The sequence below is a fragment of the Oerskovia turbata genome (genome assembly GCF_000718325.1).
In the GTDB taxonomy this organism is placed as follows: domain Bacteria; phylum Actinomycetota; class Actinomycetes; order Actinomycetales; family Cellulomonadaceae; genus Oerskovia; species Oerskovia turbata.
On the sequence record NZ_JOFV01000002.1, the window covers coordinates 219,901 to 244,761 of the forward strand.

Annotated in this window: 20 protein-coding genes; 6 read left to right on the top strand and 14 right to left on the bottom strand. The window is 70.8% G+C overall.

All coding sequences use genetic code 11. The features are described from left to right. Nucleotides 1-2 precede the first annotated feature (2 nt). Both IE95_RS0102490 and IE95_RS0102495 read right to left on the bottom strand, forming a co-directional pair. Nucleotides 3-1,079, bottom strand: a complete 1,077-nt coding sequence (locus tag IE95_RS0102490; protein WP_051702611.1) for a glycosyltransferase family 2 protein — start codon at nucleotides 1,077-1,079, stop codon at nucleotides 3-5. After that, nucleotides 1,076-2,875 carry an ABC transporter ATP-binding protein gene (locus tag IE95_RS0102495; protein WP_030150051.1) on the bottom strand — a complete coding sequence of 600 codons (1,800 nt, stop codon included), beginning with the start codon at nucleotides 2,873-2,875 and terminating at the stop codon, nucleotides 1,076-1,078. The genes IE95_RS0102490 and IE95_RS0102495 overlap by 4 nt, the downstream gene beginning before the upstream one ends. Before the next feature lie 342 nt (nucleotides 2,876-3,217). Between IE95_RS0102495 and IE95_RS0102500 the strand changes: the two genes are divergently transcribed. Continuing rightward, nucleotides 3,218-4,411, top strand: a complete 1,194-nt coding sequence (locus IE95_RS0102500; RefSeq protein WP_036570560.1) for a glycosyltransferase — start codon at nucleotides 3,218-3,220, stop codon at nucleotides 4,409-4,411. 55 nt (nucleotides 4,412-4,466) lie between these two features. On the opposite strand, the gene IE95_RS0102505 is transcribed toward IE95_RS0102500, so the two are convergent. Next, nucleotides 4,467-5,423, bottom strand: coding sequence for a glycosyltransferase family 2 protein (locus IE95_RS0102505; RefSeq protein WP_036570562.1), 957 nt, complete (start codon nucleotides 5,421-5,423; stop codon nucleotides 4,467-4,469). 2 nt (nucleotides 5,424-5,425) lie between these two features. Then, complete coding sequence (locus IE95_RS19995) at nucleotides 5,426-5,896, bottom strand: GtrA family protein (RefSeq protein WP_164984127.1); 471 nt, start codon at nucleotides 5,894-5,896, stop codon at nucleotides 5,426-5,428. Between the two features lie 139 nt (nucleotides 5,897-6,035). Between IE95_RS19995 and IE95_RS18560 the strand changes: the two genes are divergently transcribed. Beyond that, nucleotides 6,036-8,039: a SpoIID/LytB domain-containing protein gene (locus IE95_RS18560; protein ID WP_084689724.1), complete on the top strand. Its 2,004-nt coding sequence runs from the start codon at nucleotides 6,036-6,038 to the stop codon at nucleotides 8,037-8,039. Nucleotides 8,040-8,048: 9 nt separating this feature from the next. Here the strand turns inward: IE95_RS18560 and IE95_RS0102520 are convergent, their stop codons facing one another. The 6 genes from IE95_RS0102520 to IE95_RS0102545 form a co-directional block, all read right to left on the bottom strand. Further along, nucleotides 8,049-10,142, bottom strand: a complete 2,094-nt coding sequence (locus IE95_RS0102520) for a DUF6541 family protein (protein ID WP_157283408.1) — start codon at nucleotides 10,140-10,142, stop codon at nucleotides 8,049-8,051. 158 nt (nucleotides 10,143-10,300) lie between these two features. After that, the gene (locus IE95_RS19385) at nucleotides 10,301-13,207 is read right to left on the bottom strand and encodes an FG-GAP-like repeat-containing protein (protein WP_129429430.1); all 2,907 of its coding nucleotides are present in this window, start codon (nucleotides 13,205-13,207) and stop codon (nucleotides 10,301-10,303) included. Between the two features lie 136 nt (nucleotides 13,208-13,343). Continuing rightward, the gene (locus tag IE95_RS0102530; protein WP_030150058.1) at nucleotides 13,344-14,246 is read right to left on the bottom strand and encodes a hypothetical protein; all 903 of its coding nucleotides are present in this window, start codon (nucleotides 14,244-14,246) and stop codon (nucleotides 13,344-13,346) included. Continuing rightward, nucleotides 14,236-15,222 carry a Gfo/Idh/MocA family protein gene (locus IE95_RS0102535; RefSeq protein WP_030150059.1) on the bottom strand — a complete coding sequence of 329 codons (987 nt, stop codon included), beginning with the start codon at nucleotides 15,220-15,222 and terminating at the stop codon, nucleotides 14,236-14,238. Before IE95_RS0102535 ends, IE95_RS0102530 begins: the two co-directional genes overlap by 11 nt. Then, nucleotides 15,222-16,322: a DegT/DnrJ/EryC1/StrS family aminotransferase gene (locus IE95_RS0102540; protein ID WP_030150060.1), complete on the bottom strand. Its 1,101-nt coding sequence runs from the start codon at nucleotides 16,320-16,322 to the stop codon at nucleotides 15,222-15,224. Before IE95_RS0102540 ends, IE95_RS0102535 begins: the two co-directional genes overlap by 1 nt. After that, nucleotides 16,319-16,915 carry an acyltransferase gene (locus IE95_RS0102545; RefSeq protein WP_030150061.1) on the bottom strand — a complete coding sequence of 199 codons (597 nt, stop codon included), beginning with the start codon at nucleotides 16,913-16,915 and terminating at the stop codon, nucleotides 16,319-16,321. Before IE95_RS0102545 ends, IE95_RS0102540 begins: the two co-directional genes overlap by 4 nt. A gap of 170 nt (nucleotides 16,916-17,085) precedes the next feature. On the opposite strand from IE95_RS0102545, the gene IE95_RS0102550 reads away from it, so the two are divergent. The 3 genes from IE95_RS0102550 (at nucleotide 17,086) to IE95_RS20980 (ending at nucleotide 19,962) form a co-directional block, all read left to right on the top strand. Then, the gene (locus tag IE95_RS0102550) at nucleotides 17,086-17,820 is read left to right on the top strand and encodes a glycosyltransferase family 2 protein (protein ID WP_030150062.1); all 735 of its coding nucleotides are present in this window, start codon (nucleotides 17,086-17,088) and stop codon (nucleotides 17,818-17,820) included. Nucleotides 17,821-17,836: 16 nt separating this feature from the next. Beyond that, nucleotides 17,837-18,208, top strand: coding sequence for a DUF2304 domain-containing protein (locus IE95_RS0102555; protein ID WP_036570566.1), 372 nt, complete (start codon nucleotides 17,837-17,839; stop codon nucleotides 18,206-18,208). An 860-nt stretch (nucleotides 18,209-19,068) separates the two neighbouring features. After that, nucleotides 19,069-19,962: an LCP family protein gene (locus tag IE95_RS20980; RefSeq protein WP_240666278.1), complete on the top strand. Its 894-nt coding sequence runs from the start codon at nucleotides 19,069-19,071 to the stop codon at nucleotides 19,960-19,962. Between the two features lie 145 nt (nucleotides 19,963-20,107). Here IE95_RS20980 and purE read toward each other — a convergent pair whose 3' ends face one another. Beyond that, nucleotides 20,108-20,665, bottom strand: coding sequence for a 5-(carboxyamino)imidazole ribonucleotide mutase (gene purE / locus IE95_RS0102565; RefSeq protein ID WP_030150065.1), 558 nt, complete (start codon nucleotides 20,663-20,665; stop codon nucleotides 20,108-20,110). A gap of 3 nt (nucleotides 20,666-20,668) precedes the next feature. Beyond that, on the bottom strand, nucleotides 20,669-21,949 hold the full coding sequence (locus IE95_RS0102570; RefSeq protein WP_051702614.1) for a 5-(carboxyamino)imidazole ribonucleotide synthase: 1,281 nt from the start codon (nucleotides 21,947-21,949) through the stop codon (nucleotides 20,669-20,671). Between the two features lie 101 nt (nucleotides 21,950-22,050). Between IE95_RS0102570 and IE95_RS0102575 the strand changes: the two genes are divergently transcribed. Continuing rightward, a complete protein-coding gene (locus tag IE95_RS0102575; RefSeq protein WP_084689726.1) occupies nucleotides 22,051-22,581 on the top strand; it encodes a GtrA family protein in 531 nt (176 codons plus the stop codon). 24 nt (nucleotides 22,582-22,605) lie between these two features. Here IE95_RS0102575 and IE95_RS0102580 read toward each other — a convergent pair whose 3' ends face one another. Beyond that, nucleotides 22,606-23,958: an ATP-binding protein gene (locus tag IE95_RS0102580; protein WP_030150068.1), complete on the bottom strand. Its 1,353-nt coding sequence runs from the start codon at nucleotides 23,956-23,958 to the stop codon at nucleotides 22,606-22,608. 32 nt (nucleotides 23,959-23,990) lie between these two features. Beyond that, the gene (locus tag IE95_RS0102585; protein WP_030150069.1) at nucleotides 23,991-24,674 is read right to left on the bottom strand and encodes a response regulator transcription factor; all 684 of its coding nucleotides are present in this window, start codon (nucleotides 24,672-24,674) and stop codon (nucleotides 23,991-23,993) included. Between the last annotated feature and the right edge of the window lie 187 nt (nucleotides 24,675-24,861).

The window sequence follows — 24,861 nt, forward strand, 5'->3', positions numbered from 1 at the left end:
CGTCATCGCCCCAGGCGCATGCGCAACGCTCTGCGAAGCAGCGCGTCACGGGCCAGCGTGTGTCCGAGGCTCGCCGCGACCGCCCGGTCGGACGGACCAGCCGCACCCACCGCTCGGACGGCTGCGACGACCTCGGACACGTCCGTCCCGTCGGCGACGGCCACCACCCGGTGCTCGGCACGCGAGAGCGAGCGTTCCGCGTCAGGAGACAGCGACCTGAGCCACCGGGCGACCCGTGCGAGCGCCTCACGGTCGGCCACGTCCCACTGGTCGGCGTCCGGACGCAGCAGGACCGCGGGCAGGACGTTCAGCCGCCACAGCTTGATCGCCATCGCGCGGCGGTGCGCCGGAGGCAGCTCGAGCGGCCATCGGACCGACGTCAGATGCTCGAGGGCCGACATCTCGTCGGCGAACGACCGTTCGGCGAAGGTCACGCGGACCGGCGCGTCCTGGCCGATCACGTAGGCGGGGAGCGTGGGGACGTGGTCGACGCGCCCGCCCTTGTTGAGGAGTGCGAGCCCCAGCTCGATGTCCTCCCCCGTGGCCAGGCCCTCCGTGAGGCGCACCCCGACCTCTTCGAGGTAGGTCCGGCGGACGAGCCCCAGGGGTGCCGCCCGGTAGTCGAGCCGATCCTTGGCCGGGTCGAGGGCGCCTGTACGGCGGGGTCTGGTCAGAGGATCCCGCCAGACCGCGCCGGACTGGTCCCTGAGAGGCGCGATCAGGTAGTCCGTCCCGTGCGCACGGACGTGCGCGACCCATGCGTCGAGCGCTCCAGGCTCCAGGAAGTCGTCGGAGCCCATGATGGAGACCCAGTCGGCCTCCGCCAGGTCCAGGCCGTGGTTGAACGGTCCCGCAGGCGAGCGGACACCGTCGTCGAGCTCGACGATCCGTACCCTCCCATCAGCCGCGGAAGCTCCCAGGGCCTCGCTCACCTGCTCGGAGGCGATGCCGTGCGCGACGACCGTCACACGCACCGGCGTCCTCGTCCCCTGCAGGAGGGAGCCGACCCCGCGGTCGATACGACGGCGCACGTCATGAACCGCGACGACCACGTCGACCACGGGAGGAGCGACGCTCATCGCTGGGCGTCCGCGCGGCGTGCGAGTCCAGCGAGCCCGACCTGCTCACCGAAGGCGTGCAACGACTCGGCGAGGCCGTAGAACGTATCGAGCCCGAGCACCTTGCCGTCCTCGAGGTAGCAGATCTGGTCGTAGTCCTTGATCGTCGAGAGGCGGTGCGCGACCGAGATGATGGTCATGCCCCCCTGCAGTCCTCGGATCGCCTTCGAGACGTCGTCCTCGGTCTTCGTGTCGAGCGAGCTGGTCGCCTCGTCCAGGACCAGGATCAGCGGGTCCGAGTACAGGGCGCGCGCGATCCCGAGACGTTGCTGCTGCCCACCGGAGAGAGCCACTCCCCGCTCGCCGATCCGGGTGTCGATGCCGCCCTCGCGCTCGGCCACCAGCGAGGAGAGCTGCGCCATCTCCAGCGCTCGCGTCACGCGGTCGCGGTCGAAGTCGGAGTCCCACGTCAGGGCCACGTTCTGGGCGATCGTGCCGTCGAACAGCGCGACCCGCTGCGGGACGTAGCCGACGCGACCCCGCCACTGGCTGAGCACCTCCGTGATCGAGTCGCCGTCGATCATGACCGTGCCCGAGGTAGGAGTGCTCAGGCCGAGGAGGATGTCGATGAGGGTGGACTTCCCGGCACCGGAGGGGCCGACGATCCCCAGCGAGCTGCCGAACGGGATGTCGATGTCGATCCCCTTGAGCACGTCCGCGGCGGCCTTCGGGTAGCGGAACCGTACGTCCTGCAGCCTCAGCATCGCCGGAGACTGCGGCAGGTCCTTGGCGTCCTTGCCTGCTTGCACGGCGACGTTCGTCTCAGCAGCCCGGATGTCACCGATGACGTCCTGAGCCGAGGGGATGCTCGCGCTCGCCTGGATGACGCCGCCCTGGATACCGTTGATCGCGGGAATGAGGCGGAAACCGGTCACGGCGAAGAGGGCCACCGCGACGATCGCCTCCTCAGGCCCGGAGATCAGGTAGGAGGCACCTCCGATGAGGAGGAAACCACCGACGAGAGCCGCTTCGAAGACGAACTTGGGGATGACGCCGAGGAAGGAAGCGTTCGCCCGCGAGCGCACCGCCCGGTGGCGTTCGGTCGTCACGACCCCGAGCACCTGCTCCAGGCTGTTGCGGAGCGTGAGCTCCTTGAGCGCCTCGACCATCTCGGTCATGAAGATCGCGACGCGATAGCTCGAGTCGCGGTTGACCCTCCCGGCCTCGAGTGCGCGGCGGGTGACGAAGACGTTCACCAGCAGCGCGACGAGGCCGAGGTAGGTCAGGGCGATGACGGCCGTCAGGGGCTGGGCCACCACGAGCACGAGGAGGATCAGGGCGAAGGTGGCGACGCTGCTCGGGATGAGCGCGATCGGCAGGATGAAGCCCATGATCGTGTTGGCGATACCTGCGTCCGCGATACGGGTGATCTCGGCGACGCTGCGCTTGGACCGCTCCTCCCACGTCGAGTGGATGTACGCGCCGAAGAGCCGCTGACCGATCTCGAGCTCGTAGCGTGCGAACCGGCGGGTGGCGACCCAGTGCAGGAGCAGCGTCAACGCGCTCTTGAGGATGATGAGACCGCAGGCACCCAGGATCAGCCACGGCGCGGACGAGGCGGGCAACGTCCCCAGAACAGGCAGGGTGATGTCGGACTGGGTGACGATGGGCGTGATGACCAGGGCCAGTACCGACATCGCCGCGACGTCCAGCACCGCAAGCACGCTCGTGAGGACGACGTAGTAGCCGAAGAAGCGGCGAGCGCCCCTCGGGAGCAACGGCATCAGTTCCCGCAGGGTGTTCCAGACGAGCTTCATCGTTGGTCGATGCCATCACTTTCGAGAGAAGGGTTCCAGACCTGCGGCCCGGGACACGGGGTCGAGTTCCGGGCGGCACCATGCTCCCACCCGCGGAAGGAGTCCTCCCAACGATCCTGGGCACGTGCGCCGGGATCCCTGGCCGTGCGTCGCACGGGCGCCACGCCGGACATCTTGCCACCCTCGCCGTACATACCGGGCACCGTGCTCGCGAGGACGGCAGATCGACACCCGATCTTCGCAGGTCCCCCTGACTATGATGGCTGCGCTCGTACGGGGGAACCGTCCTCCGGGCGCGTCGACCTCTTCACCAGTGCCCGTCCACGACCACGACCAGGAGCCATGAGCACACCGACCTCTCGTCCCACGAGCATCGCCTCACGGCTCTTCGCACCGGAACCATCGGCTGCCGGGTTCCGCCTGCTGGCCGCCGCCGTCGCCCTGACCGACTCCGGTCCTGTGAGCGTGCTGACCTCGACGGTCCCCCCGGGCACCCGTCCCAGCCCCCTCGCCGAAGGCATCTCCGTCAGCCGATGGCCCGTCCTGCGGGCTGCGGACGGCGCCGTCCGTGGCTACCTCCCGTACGCCTCGTTCGACGTGCCGCTGGTGCTCCGCCTCCTCGCTCAGCGTCGGCAGGGAGCCGTGCTCGTCGAGCCGCCCCCGACGACAGGGGCCGCCGCGCGGGTCGCCCTGGCCGTCCGGCGGACCCCCTACGTGTACTACGCAGCAGACGTCGTCTCGACGGCCGCCGCGGGCGCCGGCTACCCGCGCGCCGTGGTCGCGCTGTCGCGCGCGGTGGAGAGGTTCGCCCTGCGTGGCGCGGCCGCGGTCGTGGCGGTCAACCAGCACGTCGTCGACGAGGTCGTCGCCCTCGGTGTGCCGCGCTCCCGCGTGCACCTCGTGGGCAACGGGGTCGACACGTCCGTGTTCAGCCCGGTCGGTCCTCTCACGCCTCCACCCGGTGTCCGGGCCGGGTCCCCGTACTTCGTCTACGCCGGAAGCATGAACGATCTCCACGGAGCGCACGTCTTCGTCGAGGCGTTCGTGCAGGTGATCGAACGCAGGCCCGACGCGCGGCTCGTCATGATCGGTCGGGGTACGCAGAGCGACGCGATCCGCCGACGTGGTGAGGAGCTGCTCGGCGAGGCCTTCGTCTTCGAGGACACTCTGCCCGGGCACGAGGTCGCCGGTCGTCTCCGCGGAGCAGTGGCCGGGCTCGCGAGCGTCAGGCCCGACGGCGGGTACACGATGGCGCTCGCGACGAAGGCGATCGCGACGGCCGCGACCGGTGCCCCTGTCGTCTTCGCAGGGTCTGGCACCACCACGCACGTCATCGAGGAGGGGGCGCTCGGCTGGGCCGTCCCGTGGGAGTCGGCAGCCGTCGCCCAGGCGATGCTCGACGCCCTCGAGGCCGCTCCCGACGACGCCGTGCACCGCTCTGAACGGGCTGCTTGGGTCCAGCACAACGCGTCGCTCGCCGGGGTCGGTCACCGCGTCGCGGAGGTCGTCCGGTCGGTGGCTCGACCTCTCGCCTGACCTGCCCGCATCGCAGGCCCCACCATGGGCCTGCGATGCGGGAGGAGGGCCTCGTCTACTCGAACGGCAGGAGGTGCGGGTCCTTGGGGCTCTCCTGTATGTCGAGCTGCAACGAGGAGACGAGCATCTGGACCCCCAGGACGAACGGGGTGACGGCGAGCAGCACGGTCCCGGCCGTCGCCGGCGTCGAGTTCCAGGTCGCCACGATCATCCAGACCCCGGCGACGACTCCCACGAACGTGAGAAACAGCCCGGTGAACAGAAGCAGCGCGACCGGGGAGAAGGACCACAGGACGTAGCGGTACCACAAGCGGTACCAGTAGCCCCGGAAGAGCAGGCTCATGAGCTCCGGCACGACCTTGCCCAACCTGATGCTCGACACCTCGTTGCCGTAGACCGCGGGGATCGGCACGTCGACCGCCGACGTGCCGGCGACGTTCAGGTGGATCAGCAGGTCGTTCTCGAAGCTGTACCTCTCGGAGACCCTGTCCAGGTCGATCTTCTCGAGCACCGATGTCCGGACCGCGGTGTAGCCGTTCTGCGGGTCGAACAGGTGCCAGTACCCCGAGGCGAACTTCGTCATGAACGAGAGCACGACGTTGCCGAAGACGCGGTGCCGAGGCATGCCGACGTAGGAGTCGGGGCGGAAGAACCGGTTGGCCTTGGCGAACCCGAATCCGCCGGACGTCACCTGGTCCAGCAGGTCGGGAAGGTAGGCCGGGTCCATCTGCGCGTCCCCAGCCATGACGACGTCGACGTCGGCCCCCCTCTCCATCGCTGCCCGGTGGCCCGTGACGATCGCCCCGCCGACTCCCTTGTTGACCTCGTGCCGGATGAGCACGACGCGGGGGTCGTCCGACGACTTCACCGCCTCCGACGTCCCGTCCGGGCTGCAGTCGTCGACGATCACGATGAGGTCCACGAACTCAGGCATGGTGTCGATGACCGTACGGATCATCGACTCCTCCTTGTAGGCCGGGACCACTGCCGCGATCCTCGCTCCCTTGTACATTCTCAGTTCTCCTGGGTGGTCGGCCGGGTAGGTTCTTGGTCCGCCTCGGGTGGGCGGCCCGGGGCTCGGGCGCCCGGGGCCGCGAAGACCCAGTAGCGGTACGCGAGGTAGTTCCAGATCGTCTGGGCCAGTGTCACGACGATCTTGCCTGCGGCGAAGCCCCAGCCCATGCGCTCGAACGCTTCGACGACGACGATGTTCACGAGCGAGTTGACGACGAGAAGCGCGCAGTAGCGCAGGAGTGCCCGGCCCGTGGGCGTCTGGCCGCCGAAGGCGAAGCGTCGCTGCAGAGTGAAGTTGAAAGCGAAGCTGCCCCAGAACCCGCACGCCGTAGCGAGCCACAGCGGCGCACCGAATCCACGGTAGAACAGCGTCAGCAGGCCCAGGTCGACGAGCAGCGCCGACCCGCCGACCAGGAGGTACCGCGTCGCGGAGTGGTCGAGGAGTCGGCGCACACCGGACTGACGTGACATCTGATCGCATACCTCTCTATGGCTACCTTGGTCGCCCGCAGCCACCCCTGCGCGTGCAACGCCCGGGCAAGAGTACTCGTTCCCTGCGGTCGCCCAAGCACCGACGTAGCCTGAAGTCGACCGAACCGAGGAGTCTCGCATGCAATCGATGCCCCGTCTGCCCGCAGTGGCGACGTGCCTCACCCTGGCGCTGCTGATGGCAGCCGGCCACGTCCCGCAGGCGACCGCTGCACCCATCTCGACCGTCGACCGCGTCACCCTGCCCGGCACCGGGACGGTCACGGTCGCCGGGCGTGGTTACGGCCACGGGCGAGGCATGTCGCAGTACGGGGCCCGTGCCGCGGCCAGTCAGGGCGTTCAGTACCAGCAGATCCTCGACTTCTACTACCCGGGGACGACCTCCGTCACCCAGGCCGACGAGCCGATCCGCGTCCTGATCTCCGCAGACTCCGACAACGACGTCCGTATCCTCGCCGTCCCGGGCATGACGGCATCGGACAGCGTCAGTCGCAACACCCCGATCGGCTTTCCGGGCCAGACGGTGACGCAGTGGCGCATCACCCGCAGCGGGTCCGGGCTGCTGCTCGACGGGCTCGTCGGTGGCTCCTGGAAGAGGTGGTCGCAAGGCGCCTCGCCCAACTTCCTGAGCATCGCGGCTCCGTCAGGGTTCATCCGCCTGATCGGGCCGACCGGCACCCAGAAGGACTACCGAGGGACGGTCCGAGCAGTCGTCGATGGCGCCTCGCCGCGGATCAGGACCGTGAACGAGGTGCGCATGGACGACTATCTTCGCTCCGTGGTCCCGGCGGAGTCGCCGTCGTCATGGCCTGCCCACGCGTTGCGCGCCCAGAGCGTCGCTGCACGGACGTACGCATCCTTCGAGCGGGCGCAGGACCCGGGAGCGGCCTGGCACACGTGCGACACGACCCAGTGCCAGGTCTACGCCGGCCACAAGTCCTTCACCTCCTCCGGTGTCCAGACCGCCGTGCACGAGGCCGCGACGACCGACGCCGCGATCACGGCGACGGCGAACCAGGTCCGCCACCACGGTGGCCGCCCCGCCTTCACGCAGTTCAGTGCGTCGAACGGTGGCTGGACCGCCGCAGGGAGCCAGCCCTATCTCGTGGCCCGGGCCGACCCGTGGGACGGCACGGGCAACCCCGTGCACGCGTGGTCGGTGAAGTTCAGCGCCGCCCAGCTGCGCTCGGCGTTCCCGTCGGTCGGGACGGTGCGCAGCATCACGGTCCAGTCACGCACGGGGAACGGCGAGTGGGGTGGCCGCGTCGAGCGCGTCGTCGTCGCAGGGTCGACGGGCTCGACGACCGTCACAGGGGCCGGCTTCCGTTCTGCGCTGGGTCTGCGGAGCGACTGGTTCAAGCTCACCGCGTCCTCACGGATCGACTCCGACTTCACCGCCGACGGCCGACCCGACCTGCTCGGCCAGGTTCCCGGTGGCGACCTGCTCGCCTACGAGGGCAACGGCACGGGGGGCTTCCTCGCTCAGACGACCGTGGGGTCGGGCTGGTCCAGCATGCGCCTCGTGGTCCGCGGCGGCGACCTCACCGGCAGCGGCAACCCGGACGTCCTGGCGATCAGCGCCCAAGGGACCTTGTACCGATACCCCTCCAACGGCGCGGGCGGCTTCGGGCCTCGCACCGTCGTCGGTCCGGGGTGGGCCTCCATGGCGACGATCCTGGCCCCTGGAGACGTCGACCGGGACGGCAGCGCGGACCTCCTGGCGATCGACAGCTCCGGTGCGATGTGGTTGTACCCCGGGAACGGCACGGGTGGGTTCGGGGCTCGACGCTTCGTGGGGCCCGGCTGGTCGAGCATGACCTCGGTCCTCGGTGCGGGCGACTGGAACGGTGACGGCACGGCGGACCTCCTGGCCCGCTCGCAGGCGGGAGACCTCTTCCTCTACCGCGGGGACGGCTCCGGGGGCTTCGACCCGGTCCGCATCGGCAACGGCTGGAGCACGATGCGCCACCTCCTCGCCGTCGACGACTGGGACGGCGACGGCATCCCGGACCTGCTCGCGGCAGACGGCACGGGCAGGATGTTCCTCTACCCCTGGTCCGGGAGCTCCTTCCGGGCACCGCGGCAGGTCGGCACGGGATGGAACTCGATCGACCGCATCTTCTGACGTCGCAGATCAGATGCAGACGGCGTTCTGGTCTTCGAGCGGGGCAGGATCGGACGACTGCCAGATGCCGGGAACGCCGGGGTGGCTGTCGTGGGACGCCGCCGCCTCGGCGAACATGGCTTCACCGCCCGGAATCCGGTCCCAGCGGACCTCGTAGGTCCGTGCGATCTCGTTCTCGGCGACCATCTCGAGGGCCTCGACCTGGTCGAGGCCCTCGAGCCCTGCCGGACGCGGGAGATAGCCCCTGACCCGCCCATCGCTCACGTAGACGTGGGTGATGCCGAGCTCTGCTGCGGCCTGCTGCACCTGCGTGTCGGTGTCGAGCTGGTTGAAGTCGTTGAGCAGCAGGAGCTGCCGGTCCGTGGGAACGATCTCGAAGTGGCGGATCATGGGCATCCGGTCGGCCAGGGCGAACATCCAGACCGATCCGTCGCACGCGTCGTTCAGCACCTGCCCCTCGGGCGGCACGATCGCCGTCAGCGACTCCATCATCTGCCGCTCCGCAGCCGTCACGGTGCTTCCTTCCCGGTAGCCGCGCTGCAGCGTCCAGACGTCTCGCGCGACGTCGGCGCGCACGACCGCGCCCAGGACGAGCGCTGCCAGGACGGCTGACGTGACGATGCCCACCTGCCGGAACCTGGTTCCACGCCACAGCTGCACCACCGCGTCCGCGACTCTCTGACCGCCCATCCCGATCACGGGCACGGCGAGCAGGGTGGCGAACCCGACGAGCCTCCACGAGTCGTTGTAGACGAAGGCGGTCAACGAGGTGATGAGCTCCCCGTCCGACCCGGCCGTCATGGCTGCCGCTGCCACTGCCACGAGATAGGCCACCAGGTACCAGCGCACACGGGCGCACCTGAGCATCGCGAAGCAGCCCACGACGAGCAGGACCGCCCAGCTCCACTGCGCCATGCCGTTGCCGTGCGAGAGGAAGAGAACCTCCCCGAAAGCCTGCGGCACCGTCTCGTAGGCCGGCCAGGTGATCTCCGACACCCGGCCGGACTCCCTCATCATCTCCAGGACGAGAGGACCCGCGAGCACCGCGGCGATCAGCCCGGTCGTCACGAGCCCCAGACCACGTCGGGCGAAGGCTCGGGAGGTGGCGGGCACGGCCAGGGCGAACCACACGAGGAGCACGACGACCGCGACGACCGCGATGCTGGCGTGGGCTCCGAACAGCCCGACGGCACCGATCCCCGCCACGAGACGCCAGCGCCACGCGAAGTGATGGCCGGACCGTGCTGCCGCCACGAGGAACGGTCCGAGCAGCGCCAGGCCCACGACGAGCGGGATCAGGGGCCCTCGAAAGAGCAGGTCGTACGGAAAGGAGCTGAGCATGGTGGCCGCGAGCGCCGCGAGCGCCGTCGCGCCGCTGCGGCGCGTCAGGTGCCAGGTCAGGGCGGCGGCGGACACAGGGAGCTGGACCGCGACGATCATCATCTGGAACAGGCTCAGGAACTCTGTGACCGCAAGCCCCGACCCTGGCCACGCGAGCGCTGCCACGGCGTGGAAGGCGATCGGGTAGTTCCGGATCGGCGCGTCCTCGATGACCGTGTCGTAGTAGGCGAAGTTGCCGGCGACAGACGTGGTCCACTCCTGCGTCTCCGCCAGCAGACGGATCATGTTGGCGTGCCACGGGATGTCCCAGTCCTGGTTCAGCAGCATCAAGCCGTCGGTCGCCCGCCACCAGATCACCGCCCCGACCGCGGCCCCCAGCAGGATGCCGGTCGCGACGATCGCGAGTCGGCGCCCCACGAGGGTCGGCGCCCCTGCCGCCTCGTCGAGCCCCTGGGTCGTGGTCTCACCAGCGGCCCCTCCGCCGCCCGATCTCGCGCGCAGTCGCCGCGCGACGAGCAGCCGGGCACCCAGCACGAGGGCAGCGAGGACGACGACCGCCACGGCGACGGTCGTGAGGCTCCATGGCAGCCCGGCGATCCCTGACCAGACACCGAAGGTCGTCAGCACCCCGAGGCTGATCAGCGGGGCGACGGCGACGAGCTGGCGCCAACCGAAGCCGAACGCGGCCCCCACCAGGATCCCTGGTCCCCACCACAACCCCAGGATCAGCGCAAGACCAGGAATCAGCTCCACCACGTTCACCAGTACTCCCACCAGCCTTCGGACGCACGAGCCCGACGTGACTTCGTGCAGGGCACGACCCTACGCGGTCCGGAGACCCGTCCCGGAACGGCCGGACGGCCTGGTCGATCGTCGTCACGATCGACCAGGCCGTCCGGCCGTAGACATGGATCAGGTGGTCACGACACCGCTCCGTCCGCGGGGACGTTCCCGATGCTCCGTGCCACCCCGAACCCGGAAGCACCGTCGCCGGGATAGAGGTAGACCTTCCGGTCGGGGCTCACGGCGAGGATGTCGGGCAAGCCGTCTCCGTCGACGTCACCCGCGCCGACGATCGCCGAGAACGAGGCCCACCCCGAGCCGATCAGCGTCGGAGCACCGAGGGACGCGCCCCCGTTCCCACGGCGCAGGTGCAACCGTCCCGTCCCGCGTTCGCGCGTGACGAGGTCCGGAGCCATCCCCCCTGCCCACTGTCCGACGCTGACGATCATGTCGACCGAGGAGGCGCCCGACCCGATCTGGAACGGCACGCCGAACCCTCCCCTGCCGTCTCCCGGGTACAGCCAGACGAGGCCGGTCGACCGGTTGAGCGCGATGAGGCCGGGCACGCCGGTACCGAGCCAGTCACCGGCCGCGACGACCTGGCTCATGACGCTCCAGCCGGTGCCGACCTGCCGACCTGCCTTGTCGAACCCGCCCCCCGGGAGTCCCGCGTGGAGGTGGAGGGCTCCGTTGGTCCGTCTCGTCAGCAGGTCGGGGCGCCCGTCGCCGTTCCAGTCCCCCGGCGCGATCACCTCGGCGACCCCTGTCGAGGAGATCCCCGTCGAGACCGTCCGATCGATCTTCCCGGTCCCCTGGTAGACGTAGCGGTAGAGGGCTCCGCCCGATGTGATCGCGTAGAAGTCCTGTCCGGGTCCGGCGCGCCCTGCAGGCAGGACGGCGGTGAACCCCTGCCACCCGGAGCCGATGCGAGACCGGCCGAGGTAGCTCCCCGCACCGTCCCCCACGTACACCCACAGGTCTCCGGCCGTGTCCCGTGCCACGAGGTCGACGTTGCCGTCCCCGGTCATGTCGCCCGCTCCGATGATCGCCGTCATGGCGTTCCACCCGGTGCCGAGCGTCAGCACGTCTCCCGAGAACCCGCCCTTGCCGTCTCCGACGTACGTGCGGAGCACGCCGTCTGCACCTCTGGCCGCCAACGCCGGACGCCCGTCTCGCAGGTTGCCGACCATGCTGATCGACGACATGACGTTCCAACCGTTGCCGATCTGCCGGGCTGCGCCGAAACCGCCCTTCCCCGCCGAGGGGTAGAGCCAGAGAGTCCCGTCGCTCGCGCGCCGTGCCAGCAGGTCGTCCCTGCCGTCCCCGTTCCAGTCGTGCCCCCCGATGATCAGGTTCATCGTCTGCCAGCCGGTGCCGATCGCCCGCTGGGTCCCCCAGCCCCCTGCGGCGGTCCCCGGGTACAACCAGAGCCGCCCGTCCGTGCCGAGCAGCATGAGGTCGGGCACCTTGTCGCCGTCCCAGTCGCCGGGTGCGATGGTCCTGGTACCGGTCCATCCGCTGCCGACGAGCGCAGCAGGACGCCATCCGGCGGAGCTCGCGGTGCCGAGCGAGACCGCGCTGGACCCGCGGAGCACGAGGTCGGGCAGTGCGTCGCCCGTCAGGTCCCGGGACGGCCCGCGGTCGAGCGTCGCCCCCTGGAGCGCCGTCGCGGACGCACGGATGCTTCCGAGCAGCGGGTAGAGGTATGCGCCCGGGCAGCTCGTCTGCCCGACGTCGCGGTGACCCACCACGGTGGGCCGCCGCACACCGTTGACCACCGCGGTCCCCTCAGGGTGGACACCGTGCAAGGCCAGCTTCCAGGCGACGACCCTGCTCACGGAGCTGACCGCCGCCTGCGGTACCGCGACCTCCTGATAGTTGCCCATGACCGAGACGCCGAAGAGCTCGGAGTTGAACCCCGACGCGTGCGCGCCGATCACTGCACGGTCGATCCCGCCGCTGCGGCCCTCCCAGATGCCTCCGAACTTGTCGACGAGGAAGTTGTACCCGATGTCGCCCCAGCCACGGGACTGGGCGTGGTACGTGTAGATGCCGCGCAGGATGGAGGGGACGTTGGCGGCTGTGTAGTTGTTGGTCCCTGCCGTGTGGTGGATGACCGCACCCTTGACGACACCGATCTGGGGCGTCCACCTCATGATCGACTCGTCGGCGCCCCACTGTGCCCGTGAGCTGATGGTCGGCACGGGAGCGCTCAGCGCCGTCGGAAGGGCTGACGTCTCCAGCGCGGACGTCGTGGACGACGCCGTCGACCGCAGCACGAGACCGTCCTGCGACGACAGGGCACCCGAGTCGGTCCGTGCTGCAGCGTCGGTCGTCAGGTGGTTCGCGACGAGCTCGACGTCGCCGGCCCCCAGGTCCCCGACGGTCCGAGCCGACGCCGAGGCGCTCGGTGCGCGGCTGCTGGCGGCAGAGTCCGCTCCGGGATCGATGACCACCAGCTCCGGGTTCTCCGGCAGCTCCTCCCCCGTGCCACGGACCACCGCCTGGATCTCGTCGACGACTCCGACGAGCAGCGGCTCGGTCCCGTCACGCAGCACCGGTGCGCCCGTGGGTTCCCCTGTCCCCGGTTCGCTCAACCCTTCGAGCTCGAGCGGCACCCACTCGCTCCAGGTCTCACCGTCCCGTGTCCTGACGGCGACGTTCGTCCCCTCAGGGGCGCTCCCTGCGTCCCACGTGACGCCCACGGTCGCGAAACCCGCCCCTGGGCCGGTCGCGGTGAGCACGGCGTCCGGGGTGGAGAAGATCCGTGTGCCTGGCCCCTGGGGGGCCGCTGGGTCCTGGGCATCTGCGGCGACCAGGGGGTCGACGCCTGCGACGGCCTCTGCCTCGATCTCGACAGCGAGCGCGGGGTCTCCCTCCAGCGCATAGGTGGTCTCGTCGGTGGCGACCGCCGTCTCGTCCTGCGCCGCCACCGCGGCACCCGTGACGCGCCCGGTCGCCTGTCCCGGCACGACCACCGCCACGCTGCTCAGAACGAGCACCGTCCCGAACGCCAGCGCCCTACCGGCGCGTGGATTCCTCATGCTTGCCGCCCCTCGTCTCACGTCACGACGTGCGTCCCGCTCGTCGACCATACGTGAACCTATGGTCGATCGAGCGGTCACAGCCCGCACGTGCGCAGCAGGACGGCGTGTCGACGTGGACGAACAGGCCGCCTGCTCAGACGAGACCGGCGACGATCCCGGTGATGAGTCCCGTGTCGGCAAGGACGACGGCGGCCGCCAGGGCAGCGACGCACAGGAGTGCCGTCGGCCACCGCCCGAGACCGCTCGCACGAGTCAGGGTCAGCAGCGAGGCTGCCCCCGCACCGGCGAGCAGGGAGCCGGTCACCCCCAGGCCTGCGACGAAGACGGCCGCCGGCGGCAGTGCCGTCCACGAGGCGTACCCGAGATAGGGGATCCACGGGGCGGACGCGAAGACGTAGAGCACACCGAGGAGCACGTGGACGGCCGGAAGGGACCTCCACCGTCTCGTGACGACCAGCCCGATCATCCCGCACAGGACCAGAGCAGCACCGACCCACGCGGGCGGCAACCGCAGGGCCGTACCCAGGAGCACCTCACCTGCGGCCTGGGCAGAGGACTCGATCGCCGCCGGCTCCGGCGAGCGGGACGACACCCCGCGCAGGGCGAGCGCGACGAGGACGAGGACGACCAGTCCCCCCGCGACCTGGAGCACACGTCGGGGTCCGCCGCGCAGGCGGCCGTCGAGCACGAGCCCGATGGCCACCGGGATGAAGGACAACGCCACGACGTCGCGCGGCGCGAGCGTCGTCAGCGTCAGCCACGGGTACCACCCGATCGTGACGACCGCGAGCGTCGCCCAGGCCTGGGCCCAGAGGTCCTCTCCCACCAGCCGCCGGAGGACGTACCACTGACCGACCGGCCAGACGACACAGATCGACACCGCGACGAGCACGAACGATCCCGTCGAGAGGTCGACCGCCCCAGCCCGCTGGGCGAGGAGAAGGCGGGCGAGCAGCATCCCCGCCGAGAGCAGGACGGCGAGGGGCACCAGCGCACGACGCAGCGGGTGCCCCTCGCTCAGGACCTCAGAGCTCAACCGTCACGCCGCGCGCAGCCGAGTCGAGGACTGCTTCGGCAACCTTCAGCGTCCGCAGGCCCTCCTCCATGGTGACCACGTCGTTGCTCACGCCGAGGACCGCGTCGCGGAACGCCTCGTGCTCGACGCGCAACGGCTCGCGCTTGGCGATCGCGTAGCGGATGATGTCGCCCTCGGAGACCCCTCGGAACGCCGTGATGGACTCCCACTCGGTCGGGATGACGCCGTTGGCGTAGAACGTCAGGTCGGCGCTCGCGGTGTCGGCGACGTACGCCCCCCGCTCGCCCGTGACCATCGTGAGCCGCTCCTTCATGGGCGAGAGCCAGTTCACGATGTGGTTGACGATCACGCCGTTCTGCAGCTGTCCCGTGGCGAGGACCATGTCCTCGTGCGGACGTCCGCTCCTGTGCGCCGTCTTCGCCGTGATCGACGCGTAGGGGCTCTGCGCGACCCAGGCGGTCAGGTCGATGTCGTGGGTCCCGAGATCCTTGACGACCCCGACGTCGGCGATCCGCGCCGGGAACGGCCCTTGGCGACGCGTCGCGATCTGGTAGACCTCGCCGAGCTCGCCGGCCTCCATCCGTCGACGCATCTCCTGCAGAGCAGGGTTGAAGCGCTCGATGTGGCCCACGCACCCGACGAGCCCGGCGTCCTTGAACGCCTGGGCCACACGTGCACCGGCCTCGCCGTTCTCGGCGATGGGCTTCTCGACCATCGCGTGGACGCCGGCCGCTGCGAGCGCGAGCCCGACCTCCTCGTGGAAGCGTGTCGGTACCGCGACGACCGCCATGTCGATCCCTGCCGCGATCAGCTCGTCGACGTCGCGCAGGACCTCGAGCTCGCCTGCGACGCCGTACGGGTCTCCGCCCGGGTCGGCGATCGCGACGAGGTCCACGCCGGGCAGCTCGCGCAGCACGCGGGCATGGTGCCGACCCATCGCGCCGACGCCGATGAGACCTGCCTTGAGGTCAGCCATCACGCACCTGCCTTGACCACGGCGTTGACCCCGTTCACGATGCGGTCGAGGTCCTCTGCCGACAGCGACGGGTGCACGGGCAGGGAGATCACCTCGGCGGCGGCCTTCTCGGTCTCCGCCAGCTCGAGGCCGGGCGCGAAGTGCTTGAGGCTCTCGAGGCGGTGGTTGGGGATCGGGTAGTAGACCCCCGACCCGACGCCGTGCTCCTCGCGCAGGGCGGTCACGACACGGTCGCGGTCCTCGGCGACGCGGATCGTGTACTGGTGGTAGACGTGGACGGCGCCGTCGGCGACCGCGGGGGTCCGGACTCCTTCGAGGTGCGCGTCGAGGAAGGCCGCGTTCCGCTGGCGGTCGGCGGTCCAGCCGCCGACCTTCGTGAGCTGGACGCGACCGATGGCGGCGTGGACGTCCGTCATCCGCGCGTTGAAGCCCACGACCTCGTTGGCGTACTGCTTCTCCATGCCCTGGTTGCGCAGCAGGCGCACGTTCCGCGCGATCTCGTCGGTCGCGCACGAGACCATGCCGCCCTCGCCCGAGGTCATGTTCTTGGTCGGGTACAGGCTGAACATCGCGAACGCGCCGAAGCTGCCCACGGGGCGCCCACCGAGCGAAGCACCGTGCGCCTGGGCGGCGTCCTCGAAGAGGAGCAGGTCGTGCTCGTCCGCGATCGCCTGAAGCCCGGACATGTCGGCCGGGTGCCCGTAGAGGTGCACCGGCATGATCGCCTTCGTCCGGTCCGTCACAGCGGACCTGACCGACTCGGGAGCGAGGCAGAAGTACTCGGGCTCGATGTCCGCGAAGACCGGGGTGGCTCCCGTGAGCGCGACCGAGTTCGCGGTGGCCGCGAACGTGAAGGACGGGACGATGACCTCGTCACCAGGCCCGATTCCTGCCGCCAGGAGCCCGAGGTGCAGCCCGGAGGTCCCGGAGTTCACGGCCACGGAGGTGCGCCCACCCACCAGGACGTCGCCGAACTCCTTCTCGAAGGCCGCCACCTCGGGACCCTGCGCAATCATCCCGCTGCGTAGGACACGGTCGACCGCCTCTCGCTCCTCGTCGCCGACGATCGGCTTGGCTGCTGGGATTAGCGCCTGGCTCATGGGGCCACTACCTCTCTGATGGAGTTGTCGAACTCTTCGAAACGGGTGCCGTTCACGGGGCAGACCCAGTGGTCTCCCTCCTGCACGAGCGGCTGGCCCGCGTACCCGACCCAGCCCACCCGGCGTGCCGGCACACCGACGACGATCGCGTGAGGAGGGACATCTCTGGTGACGACAGCTCCGGCCGCGACGGTGGCCCAGGCCCCGACGGTCACGGGTGCCACGCACACGGCGCGTGCACCGATGGACGCGCCTTCCTCGATCGTCACTCCGACGGCATGCCAGTCGTCGGCGCTCTTCAGCGAGCCGTCGGGGTTGATCGCACGCGGGTAGGTGTCGTTCGTGAGGACCGCAGCCGGGCCGATGAACACTCCGTCTGCCAGGGTCGCCGGCTCATAGACGAGTGCGTAGTTCTGGATCTTGCAGTGTCGACCCACCTGGACGCCGGTACCGATGTAGGCACCTCGTCCGACCACGCACGACTCGCCCAGTGTGACGCCCTCCCGCACCTGGGCGAGGTGCCAGATCTGGCTGCCCTCTCCGATGCTCGCGTCATCGGAGACATCGGCACTGGGGGCGATGCGAACGCTCATGAAAAATCCCTTCGAGATCTCAGTAGCCAGGAACACTCTAGACCGCGCGCACCTGGCGGATGCACATCACCTTGTGGCATGCATCACCTCTGGTCGACGCGCTGGTTCGACGGAGATCGGCGGTCGATCACGGCGTCGACCGGTCGGGTCGGCCTGCAAGAATACGTGCCATGGAATCCCCCGAGGCCCCGGACCTCGCCGACTCGGCTGCCGTCACACCGTCCCCCGACCGCCGGTCGCTCGACGACGTCTGGCTCGCCGTCCCGCTGTACAACGAGGCCGAGGTCGTCGGCGACGTGATCCGGGCTGCCCTGCGGACCTTCCCCCACGTCGTGTGCGTCGACGACGGCAGCTCGGACGAGTCGGCCGCCCGCGCCGAGGAGGCCGGCGCGACGGTCCTGCGGCACGCCGTGAACCTCGGCCAGGGCGCCGCGCTGCAGACCGCCATCGAGTACGCGCGCAGCCGCCCGGGCGCCGCGTACGTCGTGACGTTCGACGCGGACGGTCAGCACCAGGTCGAGGACGCCGTCGCGATGGTCGAGCGGGCCCGGTCCGAGGATCTCGCCATCGTCTTCGGGTCGCGGTTCCTGGACGACCGGACCCGTCCGGGCCTGCTCAAGCGTGCGGTGCTGCGAACCGCGGTCTGGTTCACCAACCGCAGCACCGGCCTCAGGCTCACCGACGCCCACAACGGACTGCGGGTCCTGCGGGTGGATGCGGCGAGGGCCGTGGACCTCCATCAGGACCGGATGGCGCACGCGAGCGAGATCGTGCACCAGCTCGGGCGCACGGGTCTTCCGTGGCGTGAGCACCCGGTGCACGTGCTGTACACCGACTATTCGCGCGGCAAGGGTCAGTCGCTGTGGAACTCCGTCAACATCCTCGTCGACCTGGTCTTCAAGTAGACCGGAAGGGATTCTCGTGCTGATTCAGGTCATCCTCCTCCTGGCGATCGCCGTCGTCGCCGCCCTCCTCACGCGATCGACCGCCGACGCCCGCCACCAGGCCATCCGGCGTCTGCTCCTCGCGGGCTTCGTGGTCGCGGCCGTGGTCGCCATCGTGTTCCCCCAGGCGCTGTCCTATCTCGCCAACCTCATCGGCGTGGGTCGCGGTACGGACCTGCTGCTGTACGCACTGGTGATCGCCTTCGTCAGCTACATCGCGACGAGCCACCGGCGCGCGAACCAGCTCTCGCGCAAGATCACGCTCCTGACGCGCGAGCTGAGCCTCGCCGAGGCCCGGATCGGGTCCGCGGCGTCTCCGGACGACCCGCCGCCTTCTCCCACGGCCTGATCTGCACAAGTCCTCCACCCGAAGCGCTCCGCCCGCTTGCGGGTCCTCGCGGGTGCCGCAATAGGCTCTAGCCGTGACGTCTCCTCGGCCCTCCTTCTCCGCCACCGGCACTGCCGCAGGTTCGCGGCGCTCGTGGCGCCAGAGCTGTCCCTCGCCGTCCACGACGGCGGAGGGGCGCGCTCCCTCGTGCCTGTTCGTCGTACGGGACGACGACGTCCGGGTCGGCGGCTGACGCGACCATGCCCCACGACGAGACCCCGTCGGGCCGGACCCGCCCACCGAGCTTCACACCGGCGCCAGGTCGTACGGTGCGCCCTCCGAGCGCCGACGACGCGATCCAGGTCGGGTCGGAGGGTGCGCGTCCCGCGCGCCGCGGACCGGCCGAGGCGATCCCGCCGGACGTCCAGGTCGCGCCCGGAGGCGAGCCGCGCATCAGGCGTCAGTCCTCGCGCAGGCCATCCTCACCGCCCGGGCGACCGGGGACACCGCCGTCGGCGGTCCCCTTGCGCGGGGTCGGCCGCCAGGGCGCCACGCCAAGTGACGGCGGCCCGCGACGCGTCGTGAACGGGGCGGACGCACCTCCGTCCGTCCCTCCGGCACCGGGGCGTCGAGCACCGGCGAGCGGTTCCTCGGTCAGGCAGGCGCGCCCTTCGCCCTCCCGTCCCGTGGCAGGGTCCGCTGGTGCGGCTGCGGCTCGACGGACCGCGGGGTCCCGCTCCGACGCCTCCGCGTCCGCCTCGTCCCGTCCCTCGGGGCCGCGGGGCCCCGTCCGCCCTGCCGGAGGTCCACCCCGCCCTCGGCCCGGCGGCTCCCGTCGGCGCGGACGACGCGTCGTCGCGGTCCTGGGGACGACCGCGCTGGTGCTCCTCCTGGCCTGGCCCATCGGGCTGCTCGTCTGGGCCAACGGCAAGATCCAGCACGTCGATGCGCTGTCCGACGCCTCTGGCACCCCTGGCCAGACCTATCTCCTCGCAGGTTCGGACGCGAGAGGGGAGGGCATCAGCGAGGACGGTACCGAAGGGGCTCGTACCGACACGATCATGGTGCTCCACAAGCCGAGCAGCGGTCCGGCGGCGCTGATCAGCCTGCCGCGCGACACGTTCGCGGAGGTTCCCGGCAAGGGTGCGGCCAAGCTGAACGCGGCCTACTCGTGGGGTGGTGCCCCGTTGCTGGTGCAGACGGTCGAGGGGCTCACGGGCCTCACGGTCGACCACTACGTGGAGATCGGCTTCGGGGGTGTCGAGGGCATCGTGGACGCCGTCGGAGGGGTCGAGCTGTGTCTCGACTACGACGTGGACGACCCCAGGAGCGAGCTGGTCTGGACGGCCGGGTGCCACCCTGCCGACGGCCACACCGCTCTCGCGTTCTCGCGGATGCGCTATGCGGACGTCCAGGGCGACATCGGCAGGGCCGAACGCCAGCGACAGGTCATCGGGGCCGTGAGCGCGAAGGCGGCCGACAAGAGCCTGCTGCTCAAGCCCTGGGCCCAGGTCTCGCTCCTCGACGCGGGCCTGGCCTCGATGGTCGTCGACCAGAGGACCGGGATCATCGACCTCGGGCGGATGGCCCTGGCGTTCCGCGAGGCCAACGGCCCCGAGGGCGTCACGGGGACCCCGCCGATCTCCGACCCGGACTACCGTCCTGGTGGCATCGGCTCGACCGTCCGTCTCGACCCGGACCTGGGTCCCGTGTTCTGGACCGACGTCCGAGACGGCACGCTCGCGCCCGGTGTGGTCGGCGGGCTACCGCAGTGAGCCTGCACCGACCGGGGCGAGCCCGTCCCGGTCGGTGCACTGCTCGTCCCCCGACGGGCCTGACGCGCACGGTGGAACGTGCGCACGACGACCTCGTGCGCTGACCGAGACCGCGGGGCTCGTCCTGCGGGGGCCTCTGACGTGCCTACGCCCCGAACCCCGTGCGGCGCTCACCTGCGACCGAGGCGCGCAGCGCGGCCCCCTTGGCGTGGGCCTGCTCGCTGAGCCCCTCCTGGAACGCGACCATCTGCTCGCGCAGGCGCGCGGCGTCGTCGTCCACGCCCGAGGCGAGGATGCGCGCGGCCAGCAGGCCCGCGTTGCGCGCACCCCCGATCGAGACGGTCGCGACGGGCACGCCTGCGGGCATCTGCACGATCGACAGGAGCGAGTCCATGCCGTCGAGGTAGCGCAGCGGCACGGGGACGCCGATGACCGGCAGCGGAGTGACGGCCGCGAGCATGCCGGGCAGGTGGGCTGCTCCCCCGGCGCCCGCGATGATGACGCGGATCCCGCGGCCGGCGGCCTCGCGGCCGTAGTCGATCATCTCGGTGGGCATGCGGTGGGCCGAGACGACGTCGACCTCGATGGCCACGCCGAACTCGCGCAGCGCGTTCGCGGCCTCCTGCATCACGGGCCAGTCGGAGTCGGACCCCATCACGATCCCCACGACGGGGCTGCCGGTCGCGGCGGTGTTCTCGGTCATTGCTCAGGCCTTCGTCTCGTCGGTGGTGCGGTTCTCGGGGAGCGTCTCGCCGCGCAGCAGCGCGGCGGCGCCCAGTGCCCGACGGCGGACCTCACCCAGGTCCTGGCCGCTCACGTTCACGTGGGCGAGCTTGCGTCCGGGGCGCACGTCCTTGCCGTACAGGTTGACGCGCGCGTCGGGGAACGCGCCCAGGACGTCGGGCAGGGCGTCGGTGAGCGCCGGGAGGCTCGAGCCGAGCACGTTGGCCATGACGGTCCACGGGGCCGTGGGCGCGGTGTCGCCGAGCGGCAGGTCGAGGACGGCGCGCAGGTGCTGCTCGAACTGGCTCGTGACCGAGCCGTCGATGGTCCAGTGGCCGGAGTTGTGCGGGCGCATCGCGAGCTCGTTGACCAGGACACGGCGGGCGGGGCGGCCGTCGGCCGAGCCGACGGTCCCGTCAGCGCCGACAGCACCGTCAGCGCCGACAGCGCCGCTGATGACCTCGAACATCTCGACCGCGAGCACGCCGGTCACGTCGAGCCCCTCGGCGATCGCTACCGCCACCTGGCGTGCCTCCTCCGCCTCGTCGGCGGTCAGGTCGGGGGCCGGGGCGATGACCTCGGAGCACACGCCGTCGCGCTGGATCGACTCGACCACGGGCCACGTGCGGACCTCGCCGCTCGGTCTCCGCGCGACCAGGACTGCGAGCTCGCGCGTGAACGGGACCTTCTCCTCGACGAGGAGCTGCGGGCCGCCCGCTGCCGCGGCGGCGAGCCAGTCGGCGGCCTCGTCGGCCGAGGACACGACCCGCACGCCCTTGCCGTCGTAGCCGCCGCGCGACGTCTTGACGACGGCCTGGCCGCCGACCTCGGCGAGGAACCCGGCGAGCGTCGCGTACCCCTGCTCGGGGTCGACGGGCAACGGGACCCAGCGCGGGCACGGCACACCGAGCTCGGTCAGCCGTCGGCGCATCACGATCTTGTCCTGCGCCTGGACCAGGGCGTGCGGCGCGGGCCGCACGGGGGTTCCGTGCTCGATGAGGTCGGTGAGCAGGTCGTTGGGCACGTGCTCGTGCTCGAACGTGAGGACGTCGGCCGGGGCCCTGCCGTCCGCGGGGGCGATGAGGTCGCGGATCGCGGTCTCGTCGCTGGCCGCTCCCACCGGGGCGTCGGTCACGACCTGGGCCGCCGACGTCCCGGGAGCCTCGACGAGCACCCGCAGGTGCACTCCGAGCTCACCGGCCGCAGGGGCCATCATGCGGGCGAGCTGCCCGCCTCCGACAACGGCGATCACTGGTGCTGACACGTGTACCGAGGGTAGTCGCTCGACCGCCCCTCGGCCGACCCGTCCCACCGGGCGGTTGCTCCTGGCAATCTTTCCCAGGTCCACGGCGTACCCTGCCGACCATGTCCAGCCAGGTCGACGAGCTCTCGCTCGCCCCCGTCCGGGCGCCCGTCCCCACCGGGACGGCCGCGCGCCCGACGTCCGGCGCGGCCCGGCACAGGGCGCGCGTCGTCGCTCGTCTCGCAGAGCTGGGTCGGTTCAGCTTCGTGGGGACCGTCGCGTTCTTCGTGGACCTCGGCCTGTTCAACCTGCTGCGCTTCGGCCCCTGGGACGCGCTGAGCGCGAGCCCGGTCGAGGCCAAGGCGCTCGCCGTGAGCGTCGCGACGGTCGTGTCGTGGCTCGGCAGCCGCTACTGGACGTTCTCCGACCGCCGCACGAGCCGGCACGGCCGCGAGCTGCTGACCTTCCTGCTGGTCAATGCCGGGGGCATGGCCATCTCGCTCGGTGTGCTCGCGTTCACGACGAGCGTCCTGGGGTTGACCTCCCCGCTCGCGGAGAACGTCGCGGCGAACGGGGTCGGCCTCGCGCTCGCGAACGTGTTCCGCTACGTCGCCTACCGGCGCGTCGTGTTCACAGGTTCCTCGCCGGGCTGAGGTCGGGCGACGGGTACCGGAGGTCTACCCCTCGGTGTCCTGCCCGCGACGCCTGCGACGCCTGCGCGCGCCGGAGGCCGAGATCGTGGTCCCGGTCGGGAGCACGATCCGCGGGTCGAGGGTACGCGGGACACCTGCGAGGAAGAGCACGAAGATGGGCGGGCGGCGCTGGGCCAGCTCGAGCCGCCCACCGTCGGCCGCGGCCAGGTCGCGGGCGAGCGCCAGGCCGAGCCCTGTCCCGGCACCCGAGGTCGCACCGCGTTCGAAGACGCGCGAGGCCATCTCGTCCGAGACTCCGTCCCCCTCGTCCCCGACCTCGATCGCGACGGCGCCGCTGGTCCCGCTGGGGCGAGCGCGCACGGTCGTGGTGCCCGCCCCGTGCTTGAGGGAGTTCTCGATGAGCGTGGCGAGCACCTGGGCGAGCGCGCCGGGGGTCGCCAGGACCTGGTAGCCGTCCGGTACGTCGACCACGAGCCGGCGGCCCGCCTTGGCGAACGTGGGGACCCACTCCTCCTCCTGCTGGCGTACGACCTCGACGAGGCGCACGGCCTCGGTCGTGCCACCCTGCGCGCGACGGGACTGGGTCAGCAGGTCGTCGACGACCGTGACGAGGCGCTCGACCTGCTCGAGCGAGATGCGCGCCTCCTCCTGGATCCCCGGGTCGTCCGAGGCCATCGAGATCTCCTCGAGGCGCATGCTCAGCGCGGTCAGCGGGGTCCGGAGCTGGTGCGAGGCGTCGGAGGCGAACTGGCGCTCGGCGGCCAGGCGACCCGCGAGGCGGTCCGAGCTGCGCGCGAGCTCGGCGGCCACGAGGTCGATCTCCTCGACCCCGGAGAGCTCGAGGCGGGGCCGGACCTGGCCGGACCCGAGCTGTTCGGCCGAGGCCGCGAGGTACACGAGCGGTGCTGACAGCCGGTTGGCCTGCCACACGGCCATGGCGATGCCTGCGGCGAAGGCGACCACGGAGGCCGCCACGACCAGCAGGACGACCTGCGCGGCGTTCCAGTAGCTCTCCGCGAACGACGTGGTCAGCACCACCGTCGCGTTCTGGTCGGTCCGGTCCGCGGCTTCGTTGACCCGCCCCGAGATGACCTCGCCGGCGGTCATCTGCTCGCCGTCGGGCAGGTTCACGAAGACGTACGCGGGCAGCTCTCCCGGGCGCCCCTCGGACGCGTTGTCCAGGACCGACTGCGGGACCGGCTCGTTCTGCGAGAGCCGGGCGTCGATGTTCCTGGCGAGCGTGTCCACCCGCCCCTGGAGCTGGGCCTTCTCGTTGGCGAGCACGAACTGCGCTCCCAGGAAGGCCAGGGGGAACCCCAGGAGGAGGACGGCGACGGCGACGGCCGCGACCGTCGCCTGCAGCACGCGTCGACGCACGCCCTACTCCTTCGCTCAGCCCTGTCGGCTGATCAGCCCTCGCCGGTCTCGAAACGGAAGCCGAGTCCTCGGACCGTCGAGACGTAGCGCGGCGAGTTGGCGTCGTCGCCGAGCTTGCGACGCAGCCAGGACACGTGCATGTCCAGCGTCTTGGTGGAGCCCACGGGCTCGGAGCCCCACACGTCCCGCATGAGGGTGTCGCGCACGACGACCGAGCCCGCGCTCGCGATGAGCACGCGCAGGAGCTCGAACTCCTTGGTCGTCAGGTGCAGCTCCCGGTCGCCCTGGAAAGCGCGGTGGGCAGCGACGTCGATGCGGACGTCCTGCGCGACCAGCTCCTCCTCGTCGGTGGTGTCACCGTGGGTGCGTCGCAGGAGCGCCCGCACGCGAGCGAGGAGCTCGGCCAGGCGGAAGGGCTTGGTCACGTAGTCGTCCGCGCCGGCGTCGAGACCGACGACGAGGTCGACCTCGTCGGCGCGGGCCGTCAGGACCAGGACCGGCGTGGTCAGGCCCTTGTTGCGGATCTCACGTGCGACGTCCAGGCCGTCCATGTCCGGGAGGCCCAGGTCGAGCACGACGATGTCGACGCCGTTCGCGGCGTCGATCGCTCCTTGACCAGTTCCTTGCACGACCACGTTGTAACCCTCACGCGTCAGCGCACGCGCCAAAGGTTCGGCAATCGCCGGGTCGTCCTCCGCTAGCAGTACGTGGGTCATTCGATCATGCTAGGGCATTCGCAGAACTTTGGCGTTATCCGGCAGGCGTTGTGGGACACCCATGACACACCTGATGGACGCCGGTGGCAGCGGTGCTCTGCTCTGCCCGGGTCTGCCCGGTTGCACCCGGTAGCGCCCGCCATGCCCACGCCGTCCGGACGTCATGGGAAGACGCCCTCCCGACACG

What these genes read in the sequence shown, in the direction of transcription:
- IE95_RS0102490 (WP_051702611.1), bottom strand. Translation starts at nt 1,079, where the DNA reads ATGAGCGTCGCTCCTCCCGTGGTCGACGTGGTCGTCGCGGTTCATGAC.
- IE95_RS0102495 (WP_030150051.1), bottom strand. Translation starts at nt 2,875, where the DNA reads ATGAAGCTCGTCTGGAACACCCTGCGGGAACTGATGCCGTTGCTCCCG.
- IE95_RS0102500 (WP_036570560.1), top strand. Translation starts at nt 3,218, where the DNA reads ATGAGCACACCGACCTCTCGTCCCACGAGCATCGCCTCACGGCTCTTC.
- IE95_RS0102505 (WP_036570562.1), bottom strand. Translation starts at nt 5,423, where the DNA reads ATGTACAAGGGAGCGAGGATCGCGGCAGTGGTCCCGGCCTACAAGGAG.
- IE95_RS19995 (WP_164984127.1), bottom strand. Translation starts at nt 5,896, where the DNA reads ATGTCACGTCAGTCCGGTGTGCGCCGACTCCTCGACCACTCCGCGACG.
- IE95_RS18560 (WP_084689724.1), top strand. Translation starts at nt 6,036, where the DNA reads ATGCAATCGATGCCCCGTCTGCCCGCAGTGGCGACGTGCCTCACCCTG.
- IE95_RS19385 (WP_129429430.1), bottom strand. Translation starts at nt 13,207, where the DNA reads ATGAGGAATCCACGCGCCGGTAGGGCGCTGGCGTTCGGGACGGTGCTC.
- IE95_RS0102535 (WP_030150059.1), bottom strand. Translation starts at nt 15,222, where the DNA reads ATGGCTGACCTCAAGGCAGGTCTCATCGGCGTCGGCGCGATGGGTCGG.
- IE95_RS0102540 (WP_030150060.1), bottom strand. Translation starts at nt 16,322, where the DNA reads ATGAGCCAGGCGCTAATCCCAGCAGCCAAGCCGATCGTCGGCGACGAG.
- IE95_RS0102545 (WP_030150061.1), bottom strand. Translation starts at nt 16,915, where the DNA reads ATGAGCGTTCGCATCGCCCCCAGTGCCGATGTCTCCGATGACGCGAGC.
- IE95_RS0102550 (WP_030150062.1), top strand. Translation starts at nt 17,086, where the DNA reads ATGGAATCCCCCGAGGCCCCGGACCTCGCCGACTCGGCTGCCGTCACA.
- purE (WP_030150065.1), bottom strand. Translation starts at nt 20,665, where the DNA reads ATGACCGAGAACACCGCCGCGACCGGCAGCCCCGTCGTGGGGATCGTG.
- IE95_RS0102575 (WP_084689726.1), top strand. Translation starts at nt 22,051, where the DNA reads ATGTCCAGCCAGGTCGACGAGCTCTCGCTCGCCCCCGTCCGGGCGCCC.
- IE95_RS0102585 (WP_030150069.1), bottom strand. Translation starts at nt 24,674, where the DNA reads ATGACCCACGTACTGCTAGCGGAGGACGACCCGGCGATTGCCGAACCT.